The organism is Undibacterium sp. Ji83W (assembly GCF_049340385.1).
Lineage (GTDB): Bacteria > Pseudomonadota > Gammaproteobacteria > Burkholderiales > Burkholderiaceae_D > Undibacterium.
The window spans coordinates 127082-145052 of sequence record NZ_JBMPOZ010000004.1 but is presented as its reverse complement, the minus strand read 5'-3'; the positions used below and the strand labels follow the sequence as shown (position 1 = coordinate 145052).

14 protein-coding genes are annotated in these 17971 nt (G+C 52.9%); 3 read left to right on the top strand and 11 right to left on the bottom strand.

Annotated features, from left to right (window positions below):
- Positions 1–56 precede the first annotated feature (56 nt).
- The 4 genes from ACO0LD_RS09695 to ACO0LD_RS09680 all read right to left on the bottom strand — a co-directional run bounded on the left by ACO0LD_RS09695 (position 57) and on the right by ACO0LD_RS09680 (position 2869).
- Positions 57–833: an alpha/beta fold hydrolase gene (locus ACO0LD_RS09695; RefSeq protein WP_423006155.1), complete on the bottom strand. Its 777-nt coding sequence runs from the start codon at positions 831–833 to the stop codon at positions 57–59.
- Between the two features lie 186 nt (positions 834–1019).
- A complete protein-coding gene (locus ACO0LD_RS09690) occupies positions 1020–1385 on the bottom strand; it encodes a MarR family winged helix-turn-helix transcriptional regulator (protein ID WP_423006153.1) in 366 nt (121 codons plus the stop codon).
- A 292-nt stretch (positions 1386–1677) separates the two neighbouring features.
- A complete protein-coding gene (locus ACO0LD_RS09685) occupies positions 1678–2427 on the bottom strand; it encodes a tRNA-uridine aminocarboxypropyltransferase (RefSeq protein WP_423006151.1) in 750 nt (249 codons plus the stop codon).
- Between the two features lie 193 nt (positions 2428–2620).
- On the bottom strand, positions 2621–2869 hold the full coding sequence (locus ACO0LD_RS09680; RefSeq protein ID WP_423006149.1) for a DUF3297 family protein: 249 nt from the start codon (positions 2867–2869) through the stop codon (positions 2621–2623).
- 377 nt (positions 2870–3246) lie between these two features.
- Here ACO0LD_RS09680 and katG point away from each other — a divergent pair, with 377 nt between their 5' ends.
- Positions 3247–5436, top strand: a complete 2190-nt coding sequence (gene katG / locus ACO0LD_RS09675; RefSeq protein WP_423006147.1) for a catalase/peroxidase HPI — start codon at positions 3247–3249, stop codon at positions 5434–5436.
- 159 nt (positions 5437–5595) lie between these two features.
- On the opposite strand, the gene ACO0LD_RS09670 is transcribed toward katG, so the two are convergent.
- The gene (locus tag ACO0LD_RS09670) at positions 5596–5937 is read right to left on the bottom strand and encodes a hypothetical protein (RefSeq protein WP_423006145.1); all 342 of its coding nucleotides are present in this window, start codon (positions 5935–5937) and stop codon (positions 5596–5598) included.
- A 357-nt stretch (positions 5938–6294) separates the two neighbouring features.
- Positions 6295–7545: a flavin-dependent oxidoreductase gene (locus ACO0LD_RS09665; RefSeq protein WP_423006144.1), complete on the bottom strand. Its 1251-nt coding sequence runs from the start codon at positions 7543–7545 to the stop codon at positions 6295–6297.
- Between the two features lie 249 nt (positions 7546–7794).
- On the opposite strand from ACO0LD_RS09665, the gene ACO0LD_RS09660 reads away from it, so the two are divergent.
- A complete protein-coding gene (locus ACO0LD_RS09660) occupies positions 7795–8337 on the top strand; it encodes a MarR family winged helix-turn-helix transcriptional regulator (protein ID WP_423006142.1) in 543 nt (180 codons plus the stop codon).
- A gap of 390 nt (positions 8338–8727) precedes the next feature.
- Positions 8728–9870, top strand: coding sequence for an ABC transporter substrate-binding protein (locus ACO0LD_RS09655; RefSeq protein WP_423006140.1), 1143 nt, complete (start codon positions 8728–8730; stop codon positions 9868–9870).
- Positions 9871–9979: 109 nt separating this feature from the next.
- On the opposite strand, the gene ACO0LD_RS09650 is transcribed toward ACO0LD_RS09655, so the two are convergent.
- The 5 genes from ACO0LD_RS09650 to ACO0LD_RS09630 form a co-directional block, all read right to left on the bottom strand.
- A complete protein-coding gene (locus ACO0LD_RS09650) occupies positions 9980–11350 on the bottom strand; it encodes a DASH family cryptochrome (protein ID WP_423006138.1) in 1371 nt (456 codons plus the stop codon).
- A gap of 19 nt (positions 11351–11369) precedes the next feature.
- Positions 11370–12923, bottom strand: coding sequence for an FAD-binding domain-containing protein (locus ACO0LD_RS09645; protein WP_423006136.1), 1554 nt, complete (start codon positions 12921–12923; stop codon positions 11370–11372).
- Between the two features lie 64 nt (positions 12924–12987).
- Positions 12988–13545, bottom strand: coding sequence for a lipocalin family protein (locus ACO0LD_RS09640; protein WP_423006134.1), 558 nt, complete (start codon positions 13543–13545; stop codon positions 12988–12990).
- A gap of 200 nt (positions 13546–13745) precedes the next feature.
- Positions 13746–14606 (bottom strand): DUF6920 family protein, encoded by an 861-nt coding sequence (locus ACO0LD_RS09635; protein ID WP_423006132.1) that lies wholly within the window; start codon positions 14604–14606, stop codon positions 13746–13748.
- A 207-nt stretch (positions 14607–14813) separates the two neighbouring features.
- A complete protein-coding gene (locus ACO0LD_RS09630; RefSeq protein ID WP_423006130.1) occupies positions 14814–17702 on the bottom strand; it encodes an FAD-dependent oxidoreductase in 2889 nt (962 codons plus the stop codon).
- Between the last annotated feature and the right edge of the window lie 269 nt (positions 17703–17971).

Below are 17971 nucleotides of genomic sequence, written 5' to 3'. Positions count from 1 at the left end.
ACACCCAAAAAAACAGCGCGGCCTGTTCACTGGCGGACGACGTTTTGCTGTCAGGATTATTGTTTGACCGCAGCCAGAATCGCATCTGCAACAGCTTTAGGCTTTGACAACATAGGCACGTGGCTGGTCGGCAGCGTGGTCGTCACGGCATTGATCTTTTTCGCAAACGCAGCTTGCAAGCCCGGGTCTATCATGCGGTCTTTGCTGGCAACGATGTAATAATTTGGCTTGTTTTTCCACGCAGCGAATGTGACTGGTTCGCCAAATACCTTGGCTGGCAGCAAGCCTTGTGTAGTGGCCAGCACAGCAGTTTTTTCTTTTGGTACATCTTGCGCAAAGTTGGTCGCAAATGATTCCGGTGACAATTCCAGGTTGCCATTGGCATCCGGTTTCAAGGTCGCAATACCTGGTGGAACAGGGTAGTCTTTACCCAGGCCACCCAATGCCTCACCTTCAGAAGGCGCAAAGGCTGCTACATACACCAGCGCCTTGACCTTGTCGCTGCTGCCAGCCTGTGTAATCACAGCACCACCCCATGAGTGACCAACCAGCACAACCTTGCCAGTCTGTGCGTCGACCACGCGCTGCACTGCAGCCACATCATCAGCCAGCGAAGACAAGGGATTTTGTACAGCGATGACCTTCACGCCTTTAGCCTGCAAGAACGGGGTAACCTGGTTCCAGCTTGAACCGTCAGCGAAAGCGCCGTGAACCAGGACAACCGTGGTGTCGTTGCCGGAGGCAGCCAATGCATGGCCTGGCAGTGCCGCAGCGGACAGGGCTGCTGTCAAGGCAACAGATGATATCAATGCAGTTTTGCTGATGTTTTTCATGATGATGACTTTCAAAAAATAGTTAAAATAAAATTATCTAAAATTAGTTAGCGCGCTAAGTATTTGAATGGCATTTCCCGCTTTTGCGCTTTGCCATGCTGCGAATAATAGCGCGCTAATAATTAGCGCGCAAGTTAATTTTAAATATTTTTTCAGTGATGATAAAGTCAGCTTATGCCAAACTAATCAGCGGTCGAGATTGTGGCTCAGTTTTTCCAGACCAGCCGCGAGCTGTTGGACGTCTGTCATTTGTAAATTGCAGGCCATGGCAATTTGCTGGCTGATACGTACACCGGCAGCGCGTAGTTTATTGCCAGCATCGGTCAGGGTCAGTACGCGGTTGCGTTCATCCTTGGGGTCACGGTTGCGCAGCAGGTATCCCTCAGCTTCGAGACGCTTGACGATAGGTGTAATCGAACCCGAGTCCTGCTCCAGGCGGGTGGCAACATCGCGTATGCCCAAGCCTTCTTTTTCCCACAGCACCACCATGACCAGATATTGCGGATAAGTCAGATTCAACTCGGCCAGCATCGGCTTGTATAACTGCGTCATCTTTAGTGACGTAGAGTACAAGCTAAAACAAAGATGTTCTGAGAGCAGGGGGGGGGTGCGGGTGGTCATTTGAGTAAAACTTCTTTGGAGGAGCTTAGCGTAACGTAATTTGCTTGTGGCAGCAAATGTTAGGGACAATCAATTTGTAAGGCCATGCGCAAATATTCTCGTAGGTTGGGCTACGATTTACCAGCCCAACACTGGGCGATTAAATAATGTATACGTTTATTGAGGCCAAGTGTTGGGCTGATAAGGCGTAGCCCAACCTACAGCACAGCCCTACCCTACCTAATCACCCCCCCACCAACTCCCGCATTTGCAAATGCAATTCATCTTCCCACTCCACCTTCAACTGTTGCTTGGCCCGCAGATAATGATCAGTGAACAAATCGAGATACATCTCCAGCGCCTGCGCAGCCACAGTCTCGCCTGCCAGCCCCAGACACAAGGCAGCCACTTCAGAAGTACACAAATGATCATCCCGTCGTGAGCGGCGCAAACGGTAACGTGACAACTGCTCTGGCAACAGGCTCAACACAGGGAACTTCGCCAGGTAAGGGCTCTTCTTGAAAATCTTGCGTGCCTCTGGCCAGGTCGCATCCAGCAAAATAAATAGTGGGCGCTTGGGATTGTCCTGCTGTGCATCCGCAGGCAATAATTCCGTAATCACCCGTTCCGGCGCAACAAACTCACCCGGGAACACCACATACGGCTGCCATTGCGGATCAGCCAGCACCGCCAGCAACGCTGGGTCAACCTCGGTACGTGCCCAGCCAAAGGCCATGGTATCTGGCACCACGTCGGCAATCAGCCAGCCAGTGTTGCTGGGTTTGAGCGTCTCATGCTCGGCCATGAGCAGACACACCCCGGCGCGGGTAGGCACGATGGGGCGTAATTCGCACAGGCAATGACTCAGGATAAGTCTGCAGCCGCTACAACGCTCACCCTTGGGGCCGCCACGCGCCAGAAACGGCCTGGTACTGCGCTCCAGACGGGCAGAGCGCAAGCGGGATACGGCATGTGGTGGAACAGTGAGCTTCATCGGTGAGTCTGGATCCGGCATGCAGGCAACAAAAACCAGTATGCCCGTTCACACAGCAAACAGGCAGGTAATGTTATTGAGGAAGAAAGTTTGGCGCAATGAGTAAACCCATACACCCAGACGGCCAATCCTGGCCGGAAGAGTCGGGCACTGCATTCAAGCCAAGCACCCGGCTGCAACCAAGTAATAGCTGTCAGCGGTAAAACGCCTCAACCACACCCTTGACCTTGATCATCAAAGGGTTGCCTTTGCGGTCACGCGCCTTGCCGGCGGCTACGCTGACCCAGCCTTCGCTGATGCAATATTCTTCAACATCATTGCGCTCTTTGCCATTGAGCTTAATACCGACATCGTGCTGGAACACGGCGGCAACATGATAAGGGCTGCGCGGATCAACCGACAGGCGATCTGGCAATGGGGGGAGTTGTGTAGTGTCGTTCATGACTGTAATTATCCCTTAGAAGTGCTGACGATTCAATGACCCAGATATTTTGGTATAAATAAGTCAATATCCTTTAAGCTAATATCCTTAACACCATTCAGAGAATCGCGTCTGGATGCCCAGGATTGAAAGCCTGAACCAACAAGCTTGTCATCTTCGTCGTGTTTAATGTACTGGCGCTCAGGCTGGCAACCGGCACTGTAAAAAGCCGGGCAGATACAGGCTAGTTTTATTTCGATAGTTAAAAAGTATCGATTCAATAAATTAAATTAAGTATACCTATAACGTTTCCATCTCTACAATCGATCAGGTAGTAGAACTCATCTCACCCTCTTGATGAAATGAGTTCGCGTGTCACTCAATCAAAGGAGATAACGATGTCAAACGAAGCAAAATGCCCGTTTTCGGGAAGCGCCCGCACCGCAGTGGCAGCTAGCCATGCCAACGCTGACTGGTGGCCGAATCAATTAAATCTCAAGATCTTGCACCAACATTCCCCGGCATCCAATCCTCTGGGCGAGGCTTTCAACTACGCAGAAGCATTCAAGACCCTGGACCTGGATGCCGTCATTAAAGACTTGCATATCTTGATGACAGACTCGCAAGAATGGTGGCCTGCCGATTACGGCCACTACGGCCCCTTCTTCATACGCATGGCCTGGCACAGTGCAGGTACCTACCGCACCAGCGATGGTCGTGGCGGCGGCGGTGCTGGTGCGCAACGTTTCGCACCGCTCAACAGCTGGCCTGACAATGGTAACCTCGACAAGGCACGCCGCCTGCTCTGGCCCATCAAACAAAAATACGGCAACAAACTGTCATGGGCAGATCTGATGATACTGACCGGTAACGTCGCGCTCGATTCCATGGGTTTCAAGACCTTTGGCTTCGCCGGTGGCCGCCCAGATATCTGGGAACCGGAAGAAGACATCTACTGGGGTCCAGAAGGCAAATGGCTGGATGACCAGCGCTATAGCGGCGATCGCGATTTGCAAAAACCACTGGCCGCCGTACAAATGGGCCTGATCTATGTCAACCCTGAAGGCCCCAACGGTAATCCTGACCCGTTGGCATCAGCGCGCGATATCCGCGAAACCTTCGCCCGCATGGCCATGAATGACGAAGAAACCGTCGCCCTGGTCGCCGGTGGTCATACCTTTGGCAAAGCCCATGGCGCAGGTGACCCTGCACAGGTAGGCGCAGAACCAGAAGGTGCCAGCCTGGAAGAACAAGGCCTGGGCTGGACAAACAGCTTTGGCACAGGCAAAGGCGTGCACACCATCACCAGCGGCATAGAAGGTGCCTGGACAGCCACGCCCATCACCTGGGATAACTCGTATTTTGAAACCCTGTTCGGCTATGAATGGCAACTCAACAAGAGCCCGGCCGGTGCCCACCAATGGACGCCAACCGACCCAGCCGCCAAAACCACAGTGCCTGATGCGCATGATCCATCCCTGCGTCACGCACCGATGATGACGACGGCAGACATGGCCCTGCGTACCGACCCTGCGTATGAAAAAATCTCGCGCCGCTTCCTGCAAAACCCGCAAGAACTGGCAGATGCTTTCGCCCGTGCCTGGTACAAACTGACCCACCGTGACATGGGTCCCATCACCCGCTACCTTGGCCCCCTGGTACCGAAAGAAGAACTGATCTGGCAAGACCCTATCCCGGCAGTCAATCATGCCCTGGTTGACGACAATGATATTGCCAGCCTCAAGGCAAAACTGCTGGCATCTGGCCTCACCATATCGCAACTGGTGAGCACAGCCTGGGCATCGGCATCCACTTTCCGTGGCAGCGACAAACGCGGCGGTGCGAATGGCGCACGCATACGCCTGGCTCCGCAAAAGGATTGGAATGTTAACCAGCCACAGCAACTGGCTACCGTGCTGTCCAAACTCGAAGCCATACAGGCAGAGTTCAATGCTGCCCAGTCTGGCGGCAAAAAAATCTCACTGGCTGACCTCATCGTCCTTGGTGGTACTGCAGCCGTTGAAGCAGCTGCTAAAAAAGCAGGTCATGACATCAAAGTAGCCTTTGCCCCTGGCCGCATGGATGCGACGCAAGAACAGACCGACATCGAATCTTTTGAAGTCCTGGAACCTGCCGCAGACGGTTTCCGCAACTACCTGCGCAAAGGTCTGGAAGGCTCTGCCGCAGCGCTGCTGATAGACAAGGCACAGTTGCTGCACCTGAGTGCGCCAGAATTGACAGTCCTGATAGGCGGCCTGCGTGCATTGAATGCCAATGCCGGACAAACGCAACTAGGTGTCTTCACCAAACGACCAGAAACATTAAACAATGATTTCTTCGTCAACTTGCTCGACATGAATACCAAGTGGCACAAATCAGGCATAGAAGGCGTGCTCGAAGGTCGCGACCGTGTGAATGGCGATGTGAAATGGACAGCCAGCGTGGTGGACCTTGTCTTCGGCTCCAATTCACAACTGCGCGCCCTGGCAGAAATCTATGCAAGCAGTGATTCGCAGCAAAAATTTGTAAATGATTTTGCGGCGGCCTGGACCAAGGTCATGAATGCGGACAGGTTTGATTTGGTGTAAACCTGCAAAACCCGCATGAATTGTGGCGGTAATGCAATGATCTGATAGCGTGCCATTTGCTATCAGATCAGCGCTGCAGACATATCTGGCAAACTACTAGAGCTTGTTGAAACCTACAGACATATCGTGATATGTCTGTAAAAACCAAGCCAGCGCACGCTACTCTTGCTTGAGCTTGCTGGCATGCGACATCATTCTGACGCCAAAGAATGTCCCGATAGGGAAGCCAAACAGTAAGGGAATAGCCAAAATATACGAAGCAGTAGAAGCCCATTTCTTACCTGTTTCAACAGCATCACTGGTCTTGTAATGTGCAAAAGCCCAGGCAATAACAATACCGCAGACAAACAGCATTTCTATAAGCTCGTCCCCACCTTTGCTAAAGCTTTCATAAAGCGCATACAGGCAAAGCAGTGATACGAAAGCATACATCACAGCGAAATAAAGATGCATGCTCGTGAGTGAGCGCACAGGTGAATTGCTATCCCATGAAGAAGACATATTGATGATCTTTCAAATTTTGATTTTTTTTGTGGTACATGTGCGCCCGGTGCGCGGTGAAAAATACTACACGATGAAGTAATGTTAAGCAAACGCAAAGCAAATTCACAGGTAAGTGCATTTGATCGATCTCGGTTTTGCACGCGTCGGGTGTGCGTATTGAGCACGTAGGTTGGGCCGGGCCTCGCTAGGCTACGCTTTACCAGCCCAACACTCAGCCGCTGATCGACAAGAAAAACTATGCAAAATCAATAAAGAATTGTACAGATGCGGGATTCGCTCAATCGCCCAGTGTTGGGCCGGTAAAGCTTAGCCTGGCGAGGCCCGGCCTAGCGCGGCCCGGCCCAACCTGGGCTTTTAAACGGATTTTCTCTCCGCTACCTTCAACGCATCCTTATCAAACCCCGCCAACCGCTTATACCGCAAAGAAATCGCCTCAAGCTCGGCCTGCGCAATCACCTCCGTCACATCCGCAAAACCCTGCGGCGCACGTTCTTCCGCCATCTGCATTACCTGTTCAGGCCCATTCATGCGGTTGCGCAATACTATGCCGGTAGTGCGCGGCAAACGTTCAGCTTCATACTCACGCAGTGCATACAAAATAGTTGCTTCATTAAGCAGACAATCAGTCAGATAACGTGCATCAAGTATCGCCTGCGCACTGCCGTTCGAACCTATAGGGTACATGGGGTGGGCAGCATCTCCCAGCAGCGTCACCCGTTCAAAAGTCCAGCGCGGCAAAGGGTCACGGTCTACCAGCGGGAATTCATACACCACCTCTGACGCCTCTATCAAGCCAGGGATATCTATCCAACCCCAGTTCCAGCTATCAAAGGGTTTGCTAAAGGTGGCTTTATCCACCTTGCGGTTCCAGTCTGACGCGGGCAATTCACCACCCGGCACACGCAACTCTGCAATCCAGTTGATCAGCGAACGACCTTGTGCACGCAATGGTTCAGAGATAGGGTAGCAAACAAATTTCTGGTCCTGATGCCCCGCCATGAACATGCTGCGCCCATCCATATACGGCGCAGCCTCTGTTACCCCACGCCACAACATGCGCCCAGAAAAACGTGGCTGGTCACCCTGCGGATACAAAAAGCGCCTCACCGCTGAATGTATGCCATCTGCACCGATGAGCAAATCAGACTCCACCTGCACCGCTGTCTTATCCGCTTGTCTGGTGAAAGTAGAAATCACCTTGTCAGCCACCTGCTCAAAAGACGTGAATGCATGCCCCTGATGAATGTGTTCAGCACCAAGTCGGTCGATTGCATTTTGCAGCAAAGTCATCTGCAACTCACCACGGTGTATCGAATATTGCGGCGAGTCATAACCAGCCGCACGTCCGCGCGGCTCTTGCCAGATTTTTTGCCCAAACTTATTGAAATAAGACAGCGATGAAGTTTCGATGCCCCGCTCAGCCAGACAACTCTCCAGCCCAAGCTGACACAATTGCTGGCTGGCATGCGGCAATAAATTAATGCCAACACCCAGCGGCTTGATTGCATTGACAGCTTCATACACTTCAACATCTATGCCGCGCTCATGCAACATCAATGCAAGAGTCAGGCCGCCTATACCGGCACCAGCGATTACCACTTTCATGTCTTCCTCCTGCTAAATTATGATGTCGCACGTCTTTAATAAACGGCTTAATTGTTCTACTGTATAACAATTATTCTGGATAACACAAGATGTGTTGCAAATTTTTTGCAGCACAGCTTCAGAGCGGTTGAGGGGCGCATAGCCTGATTCTTGCAGTGTGGTAATAAGCTTGCAACGCGGTGTAGTTAATTAAAAATAGCGCAACATGTACAATACTTCAAAGAACAAGCTCATTCATATTGCCTGACCATGCCCAAACAAAAACCAGCTACCGCCAAAGTACCAGCCAAGCCCAGGACGCCAGCCCCCAGGCGCCAGACCAGCCAGGCACAAGCCGTCGTGTTCAATGCCCGTATTGAAGGCATCGATTACGATATCCTTGAAGAACTCACCGGCTATGCCGTACGCCGCGCCCAGCTATCCATCTATGCAGACTTCACCGCCAGTCTGGGCGCATATGACATCACCCCCCAGCGTTTTTCATCTTTGGTGATTATCAGCAACAACCCCGGCATCTCACAAACCCGCCTCGCAGAAGTCATGGGTATCGCCCGCTCAGGCGTAGTCGCCATCATCGACAATTTTGAACAGGCTGGCCTGCTGGAACGCCAGGACTCCGGCGACCGCAGATCCTACAACCTGCACCTCACCAAAGAAGGGCAGAAGCAATTAGAGAAATACAAGCAGGCAGTGAAAGAACATGATGACAGGGTTAGCCAGCAATTGACGGTGAAGGAAAGGCAGCAGTTGCGTGCCTTGTTGGGGAAGTTGTGTATGGAGCCGAAGCAATAAATTTTTTGTAGGTTGGGCTACGCTTCATCAGCCCAACACTTAGCCTCAATAAACGTATACGTTATTTAACCGCTGAGTGTTGGGCTGGTAAACCGTAGCCCAACCTACGATGCTAGCGAGGCCCGGCCCAACCCACGGAATACGAATTCAAAGTTTCGTGCCGCAATGGTTACATCGTCATCAACGCGAAATCCAAAAAATCCAAATCCCCACTTGCATCCTGTCCAAAATATTATTATATTGAATAACTGTTATGCGACATAACAATAATATGCCGTAAATAAAAATACCAAAAATTAATAGCCCAGCCAGCAAACAAGGCCAATAACGAAAAGCAACAGCACGCCACACCCCGCATCTGCAATACCAACAATAATTCAGGAGACCGCAATGCAACTCAACATCAAACCCACCCTGCTGGCAATACTGATAGCCACCACCACAGGCATAGCCCAGGCCGACATCACCATAGGTGTCAGCCTGCCCCTTACTGGCCCGGCATCTGGCCTGGGCATCCCCACCAAGAACGGCATAGGTCTATGGCCAGAAACCATAGGCGGCGAAAAAGTAAAACTGATCATCCTCGACGACGCATCCGACACCACCCAGTCCAGCAAGAACGCCCGCAGGCTCATCACTGATGACAAGGTAGACGTCATCGTCGGCTCCACAGCCACACCCGCATCCGTTGCCCTGGCAGAAGTCGCGACAGAACTCAAGGTGCCGCAAATCTCCACCTCCCCGGTCGAGCTGGCACCAGGCAAAGGCGCATGGACCTTCCGTGTCGCCCAGTCCACCCAGCTCATGGCCAATGCCGTGGCTGAGCACATGAAAAAAGAAGGCATCAAAACCTACGCCTACCTCGGCTATTCAGACGCCTATGGTGAAGCCTGGTTCAAAGCCATCAGCACCGCCGCCAGCAAGGCAGGCTTGCAGTCCGTCGCCACAGAACGCTTCAACCGCCCCGACACCACAGTCACCGCACAAAGCCTCAAGATAGTCGCCGCCAAGCCTGACGCCATCCTCATAGGCGCATCCGGCAGCGGTGCGGCCATGCCACACAAGGCCCTGATAGAACGCGGCTACAAAGGCAAGATCTACCAAACCCACGGCGCAGCCTCGCGTGACCTCATACGCCTGGGCGGCAAAGACGTAGAAGGCGCCTTTGTCGTCGCAGGCCTGGCCATCCTGCCCGAGCTGCTGCCAGAAAGCCATCCCTCCAAACACCTGGCCACAGACTTCACCAGTCGCTATGAAAAACAATACGGCGAAGGCACCAGAAACCAGTTCGCCGCCCACGGCTACGACGCCTACCTGCTACTGAACCGCGTCATCCCCCTGGCCCTGAAAAAAGCCAAACCCGGCACGCCAGAATTCCGTACAGCACTGAAAGACGCGATGGAATCTGAAATCGATATTCCTATTACGCAGGGTGTCTTGCATTACACGGTGAATGACCATTTCGGCCTGGAAGAAAAGGCGAGAGTGATGTTGACGATACAGGGTGGAAACTGGAAGTCGGTTGGGCCTTGAGGTACAAGGGCGCAATAAGTCTGCATTAATCCCGAAATACTTGAAGTGAAAAACCGTTGTTATTAGCAAGAGCCGCCTGCACTGCGGCTCTTGCCTCTTTGATTCTTGATTAATCGTTTGCCGCGCTGCCAGGTTTGCCCCACAGCCGTCGATATGATCCATCGCTATCATGGTCATTGGCTTGCTTTTGAATATTGAAACGTCGTCCATTGCGTGGATCAGTGCCGCGTCCTGCAATATACAGCCAGTTTCCCTGATTGCTGTACACGTCATAATCAATGAGCTGTGCTTCAAACCATGCTGCACCAGCGCGCCAGTTACAGCCCAGCTCATGGATGAGATAACTGGCAAGCACCTGGCGCATACGGTTAGATAAATAGCCAGTTGCAGCAAGTTCTGCCATGCCTGCATCAATGAAAGCTTCGCCCGTTCTGGCAAGGCACCAGTCAGTAAACTTTCCTGCATCGTGCGTAGGAATCGGCAAATCGGTCAGGCCTTTTGCGAAATATAGTCGGCGTCCGTATTTAAGATGCAAAAAACGAAAATAATCACGCCACAATAATTCAAACCAGATCCAGTAACTGCCTTCATTGGCACCATGCTCTTCTTCAAATTTTTTTAGCGCATTAAATATCTGGCGTGCAGATATCGCACCAGACGCCAGCCACGGCGAAAATTTAGTCGAATAATCCAGCCCCGATAATTGATTGCGGGTCTGCTTGTACGTATGCGGTAATTTTCGATTGAGATAGCGCTCCACATGGGCGCAAGCGGCGGTTGAACCACCAGAGAACTCAGGCAAAAAATAGGGGAACGAAGAGCGCTGATCCATCTGCGCGTCTGATATATCAGTGCTTAACTGTGCATCAGCAGAGTGTGTATCAATCGCCCATTTACTGGCAATCTGGCTGTAGTTGTCCGGCAATGGAGGTAACGACTGTGGCCCTGTCAGTGGAACTGGTGCTTGCACACTTTCACGTTCTATGATGGTACGGAATTGGGTAAATACATCGGGCAAGGCATCAGGCATGAAAGGTAAATCTACCGGGTCGATCAAGGTGGATTGCCATCGCGTGTGCACAGTCAAACCAGCAGCGCTTAATGCAAGCACTTCATCCTGCTCATAGGGTGCAGCAATATCTTCACAATAAATCACGCTGCTACCTGATTCCCTCGCCAGTAGCGGAAGAAATTCCGCAGCACACGCGCAGACTTCTAACAGCTGGTTTCCGCGTGTTACTAACTGCTGCCTTAAGTCAGCTAAAGCAGTTGCCAAAAACCGCTGACGATGTAATCCAGGATGCGGTAACTGCCAGCGCGATGCATGCAAAGTTGAGGGCGAATGACAATAGACAAATAGAATTTTTTCCGCATTCTGGCAGGCATCAATTAAAGCCTGGTTATCTTCGATACGCAGGTCATTGCGAAACCAATAGATAATGGTGCCTTGCGTGTCGGGATTTTGTAAATCGACATTCATTGCTTTTCCTGTTCCCATTTCACCAATCCAGTTCTAACTGCGTGCAAACTGGTTTTTCAGGTGCGGGAGGCAAGCGCGATGTGCTGGAACTCTTTCTACGCGATCCATGCTTTTCCAATATGACCAAATTCTCTGGCTGCATATGTGCTTGCTTTCGCAAATCAAATAGCCGCGTCTTGGCAATGCGAGTCGCCTTTTCCAGATCTACAATAGGTTCAGGAATATCAACACCAACTTTGACCCCACAAGCTGCCTGAACCTCAGGCGGCATGCGCCAAGGCTCAAACAACCACGTGTCCGGCACACGCCGCATCACAGGCAACCAGCGGCGCACGAAATGCCCATGGGGATCATGATCGCCCGCTTGCTTGATCGGGTTATAAATACGAGGCACATTCGTCCCCGTGGTACCTGATTGCATCTGCATCTGGCTCCAGTGTATGCCCGGTTCATAATCCAAAAACTGGCGCGCAAGCCAATGTCCGACTGGCCGCCAGTCCAGCCACAAAGGATAGGCCGCGACAGAAACCAGCATGGCGCGCATTCTAAAATTAAGCCAGCCGGTGTGCCGCAACATGGTCACACACGCATCTACCAGCGGCCAACCAGTGCGTGCAGAAACGAGTGCGTCAAAATGCGCCTGATTCCATTCCTGCTCACGCAGCCCGTCATAACCGCGATGCATATTGCGGTATTCTATTTCAGGCTCGCTCTCCAGTTTTTGAATAAAATGACAATGCCAGTACAAGCGGCTGATAAAGGCATCCAGTCCCTTTTTTTGACGATCAGCTGTTACTGGCAACTCTATGCGTTTTTGCCGTGTTGCGTGCACTACTTCTCGCAAGCTAAGGCAGCCAAATGCCAGATAGGGTGACAAGCGCGAGCAAGCCGTAGGTGCCGACAAGGGTGATGAAATCCCGCCCCGGTACTGATGACTGCGTTCGTGCAAAAAACTTTCCAGTATCATCAAACCATTCTGCCGGCCTCCACGCTGACGCTCAGGCGGATCATATGGGTCCAGATGCAATTCTTGCACCGAAGGTGGTAGTCTCGGCAGCGCAATGGCAGGCGTTAATTGAGTAAAATTTTCTGTGCTTAATGGCGGCAGAGCCAGACAAGGCAAGTCATTATGCACATTCCAGCTGGCTTGCCAGTCGTCCCTGTTTTGCAAACGCCGCACCACGCCAAATTGTGCAAACTCATGCCATTCAATCTGCTGGGCGCGACACCAGCGGCCCAATGCTTTATCGCGTTGATAAGTAACATTGTTACCGGTTTCTTCGTGTGAATAAATAGCCGAGAATGGCTGATGCGCAAAAATGTGTGCAAAGACCTCGGTGACTTCACCCGTCAGGATATGCAATTGCCCACCATTTTTGCGGAGTGCTGTGTAAAGCTCACGCAAGCTTTCCAATAAAAATTGGTAATGCTGATTCGCCGCATCAGCTTGCGCCCACAAAGAAGGCTCGACCACGTACAAGCACAACACCGGCCCGCGTCTGACCCCAGTGTAGAGTGCAAGATGATCATGCAAACGCAGATCGCGTTTGAACCAAACGATGCTATATGTCATGCAGGCATTATATCAACGCCTGTTTATTTTATCCGGCATGCGCAAAACCTGGCAGGCAAGCCTGCTACTCCTGTTTAGTGAGCACCAGTTTGCTCACATCAAGGCCCTGCGCCACCAGTCGTGCGACCAGGGCATCGTACTTTTCCTTGTCAACTTTTTTCGTGCGCGACAATATCCACAAGAACTCGCGCTTGGCTTCGCTCACAGCAGCCAGTTGGTAATCTTTGTCCAGGTCGATGACCCAATAGTCACCCCACACCATCGGCAGGAAAGACAGAAACGCCGGCGCAAAGCGCACTTTCAACTTCGGTGAACTTGAATTACCAACCTGGCGCGCCTCGCCAATCGCTTCAATGGCCTCTCCACTACTACCCTGGCAACGGTTCACAACCTGCACCTTGTCATCAGGCAATGCAGAATAAGTAGCAGACGTGAAACCCACGCACTTCTTCTGGAATCGATTTTCGAACTTCGCGATTTCATACCATGTACCGAGATAGCGCGGCACATCCAGGGCGGCAATAGTAATAACAGGTTTAACACTTGCAGCCTGCAGGGTATCGACAGCATTCGCGTTCAGGCTTAGTGCAAACAATATCGCGGTGATGATTCTCTTTTTCATGACATGCTCCAGATCACTTCATATACAGTTGCAGCCGCATGACTGCGGAGTAGCGAAAAATGGCGGCAAATAGCGAAAAAATACCTGCTATTGGCCCTGACAATATACATTCAATTTGGCACTCACTCACAAAGGCCTGGCGGCGCTTGATATCAGCCAAGTTGGCATGGCCCTCCACCTACTTCACACTGTTCATCAGCCTAGAATTCATACCTCAGTGCAGTGATGGTGCCGCGCCAATAAGGCTTGCGTCCCTCACTATGCAGCCATGCCGCTTCGCCGCTCTGCGGCACCAGCATGCCATTGCATTGTTGATAGTCAGACCAGCGCCCTTCCCACTGCGTAGGTACCACCACCTTGCCCACCATGGCTGCGCGCGCTTCGAAACGCACTGATTCAATCAGGCCAGCATGGTTAAAATTGACCAGCATGGTCGCGCTGTTAGCGCCATCGGCAAGTGTCGCGCTAGCTGAATGTGCATCGACAGCTTGCCAGCGCACACCCTGGCTAGGGAGCAAAGCGGTAGGGTACCAGGCAGCTTCAGCAAAGAAGCGCATGAACTCAGCCTCAGCCAGGTCATGCGCACTGATGTTCCCCTCCATAGTCAACAAGCCAAGTATGGCAGGGACCAGCATGCCTTTACCACCAACATAAGCGTCGTGTACATAGACGACTATGCCCGGTGCCATCGAAATGCGGGCATTCCAGACAAAGCCGGGCGCACGGGTGATGACCCGCTGTGCCGACGTAAAAGACTTCCACTGTTCGCCAGCCGTACTCAGGTTAAAGCTGCCGGCATGTTCCACACTTGCAGCAGTGATGATGGGCTGGCCATCCTTCAATACAGTACGAAAGTACCGTGCTACCGGGGCAGGCAAATCTTCAATTTCCAGCGCGTTATATCGCAATGCCGTACCCGGCGCTGGCAGCCGGGTACTTTCAAGCCGCGCCAATAAGCCCCGCGTCTTACCCGCCCAGCGCGCCGCACCATAGGCGACAAGGCCAGTGAGGATGAGGGCGGCAGCGAGCAGGGCAAGTATTGCCCATACAATCCAGGTCATAGTGAAACCGCCAGCCGAGATGAAAGATGCAGCAGATTATGCGCAAAGTTCAATACTTTGTTTGTTGGGCATCAAACATAAGAGAGCTTGATTTGTGTGGGCTTCTTAATATCCCGCGTCGGCGTAATCGTGCCACACCAGGCATTAGCAGAGAGCAGCAACATAGGCAACTCTACCAAACGCACGGCTACGACGCCTGGGTTTTCCTTACCGCAACCGCCTGGTGGAAGCCCGCGCCAACTCAATCAAAGCAGCCTTCGCCGCAGAATGCCGTACCGGCAGCAAAGCCTCCACCCCCATGGCAATCTGCCTTGCAGCCTCAGCCCGCGTATCCTCCAGCGCTGCATTGGCGACCAGCCATGCACTGACCTCGGCAGCATCTGCAAATCCATTCGCAGCCAGTGCATCAAAACCTTGTGGGTCGCGTTGTCGGGCCAGTAGCAAGGGGTAGGTCAGCAGGCCGGTGCTGAGGTCGGTGTAGCGGGTTTTTCCTGTGTCGTTGGTATCCGGGGCGAGATCGAGTATGTCGTCGATAAGCTGGAAGGCCAGGCCCATGTGGCGGCCAAAATTTGCGGTGGCGGTGACTGTGGCGGCGTTGCAGCCGCCTACTGTGGCACCGGCGCGGCAGGACCAGGCGAACAAGCCTGCTGTTTTACCGTCGATGATGCGCAGGTAATCTTGTTCGCAGGCTTCCAGGTTGCGGCGGCCTGACAGTTGGTCGGATTCAGCAGCGATCATGGATTCTATGACTTCAAACAAGTCGTCTGCCAGGCCGTTATAGCCTATGCGGTACAGTGAGCGCACGGCGCGTGAGACCAGCAGGTTGCCTGCCAGCACACCAGCACCTACGCCATATTTTTTCCAAGCCGTGGGGTGGCCGCGCCGCTGGTCGGCTTCGTCGATGATGTCATCGTGCAGCAGGGTAGCGGCGTGTATGGATTCGGTGATGATGGCGACCTGTACTGCTTCTTCTGACAAGAAGCGCCGCATCAGCATGGAGCAGAGCAGGGCGCAGCTTGCCCGCAGGCGTTTGCCGGACTGGAACAATGAGTCAGCCAGCACGCCATCGATGAGGTGGCGCTGGTGGCTTGCGCCGTATTCGCGAAAATGTTTATCGGTCTGGTCAAGCGCGCTGATCAAACGGGCACGCAATTTGTCCAAGTCGTCGGCCAGTGCCTTGTCATTGATGGAGCCGACTACATCGTTGATGAGGGTGTTTACACCGGATGCGTTGGGCTGTGTTTCTGCTGTGCCTGGTTTCGAGTCAGGCGCGGTGCTGGCCCATTTGGATACCGGTGCCACGCCCCTGCTGAGGTTGTTGATAAAGCGCATGGCCTTGGATTCAAACTCGGGCAGGCGCTGGTCCCAGCCCAGTTGGCGCACGATGTCGCCCGCCTTGATCGAATACTCGGCAACGCGGCTCGTCATGCCACCCAGCCAGGCGATGGTTTCGCCAGAGAATACCGGCACCAGGTCCAGCAGGTGCGGCAAGCCTGCTTCAAAGCGCAACCTGTCTATGACCTTGAGTGGCGTCAGCGCCGTTGGTTCTTCCAGCGGGAATAACTGGCAGCGCGCGGCACTGGATGCAGTCAGATCAAGTATGCGGTTAACGACAAGGCGTGCTGATTCATTCGCGCTTTCCATGGTTGCCACGTCGGTTGCCGTGCGCACAAAGTCGCCAGCGACAAACAGGTTGCTGATACCTATATCCACCTCAGGCCGCGCCGCCCATGAACCTGCAGTGTTGACGAACAGCGGGGCATCGTTTTCCATGCCCTGTTCTGTCCAGCGCAGTGAGGGGTCTATGGAGCAGGCAACTACTCCCGCAGCTTCCAGTTCTGCCCGGTCTGCCGGTGCAAGGTGGGCCAGGATTTGTTGCCAGACTTCTTCCTGTATTTCTGCTGGTGTGCAATCCCTGGCAGGTTTGCGTATGTATTCACCCGGTGCATCAAAATCAGAGATGCAAACGCTGAGTATGCCGCGCACTGTGCCATCACCATATTGCGCCAGCCCGCGTGGCCAGAAGCGTTGCTGGCATAGCGAGGTCAATGCCCAGGGCGCGTCCAGGAATATCGTGTGCCCATGGTTCAGTTCTATGTCTTGGCCGAGGTAAAACAGGATGCCATTCATCCACTCGGTCTTGAGTTCACCCAGCCTGGCGAGGCTGGGTGCTCTCGCCAGCATGTCTTCATTGCTGATCGCCTGCAAGGCTTCCAGCGGCAGCGCCAAAATGAAATGGTCGGCTGCCAATTCAGTACCATCGCCAAGTTGCAAGGCACGTGCAGCACCGCCATCCCACAATACATTTTCTACTGATGAACCCTGGATAAACTCCACGCCCAGATGTTGCAGGTGTGTGACCCATGGTGCTATCCATACTTCACTGGTCGGGCCATTCAAGACCCGGTCGGCACAACTGCGGTAGATATCGCTGAGCAGTTGTATGCCCACCACTACATTGGAGCGTGCACTCATGTCTGCTGCACGGCATGCCACCAGGGTGCGGGTAACGGCATTGATGACATATTTCTGATAAGCCTCAGAGCGTGACGGTGCCTGGAAATAATCCCAGGCAGAGATATTTTCAAATTCGCCAAAGCGCCGCTCGTCTGAACTGGTCAGCATGGTGAATACGCAGCGCACATAATGCAGCATGTCTTCACGCGGCACATCGACACCGCTGCCAACAAAAAGATCGTACAGAAAAGACAGCAGCGACGCCGCATCACGTGATGACGAACGCAACTGGTTGGGCACTTCCCAGCGCCCCTTCTTGGACAGTGCAAGCGTGCGCGAAGTATGTGCCAGGTTATCTGCCACGCTGCCGTAAGAGCCATCGGCCAGCACGCAAGGTATGCGTGCCATGGTGTCGGGGATATGCCGGTAAAACCCGGGGAAGAAGCGAAAGCCATGCTCGCCCGGCAAATCCTGCTGACCCGCCGTTGCTGATCCCTCTACCGGTATGCTGCGCGACTTGCCGCCGGGCGCAGCCAGTGCCTCTACTACGGTCACCAGGTAACCACGTTCGGCCAGCTCATGCGCCGCCGTCAAACCTGCGATACCTGCGCCAGCAATAAGTACTCTAGTCTGCTTCAAAGAGCTGTCTCCTGAGATGGGATGGTGAAGATAAACAACCGCAACAAGCAAGTATTATGCTGGCAGTCTGTTGGTCTTGGGCAAGCTACGTGCTGGCGAGAGTTGATTTGTTTATAAAAAAAGACAATAACTGGCAGTGCTGATGCATGCAGATTTGTATCCACGCAGCGACCAACACATTTATTGGTGTCCCGTGAAAAACAGATGAAGTGAGTAGATGTAAAAAAAGCAGGCTTTTCTGGATGACCCTGAAAAAAATTATTTAAAAA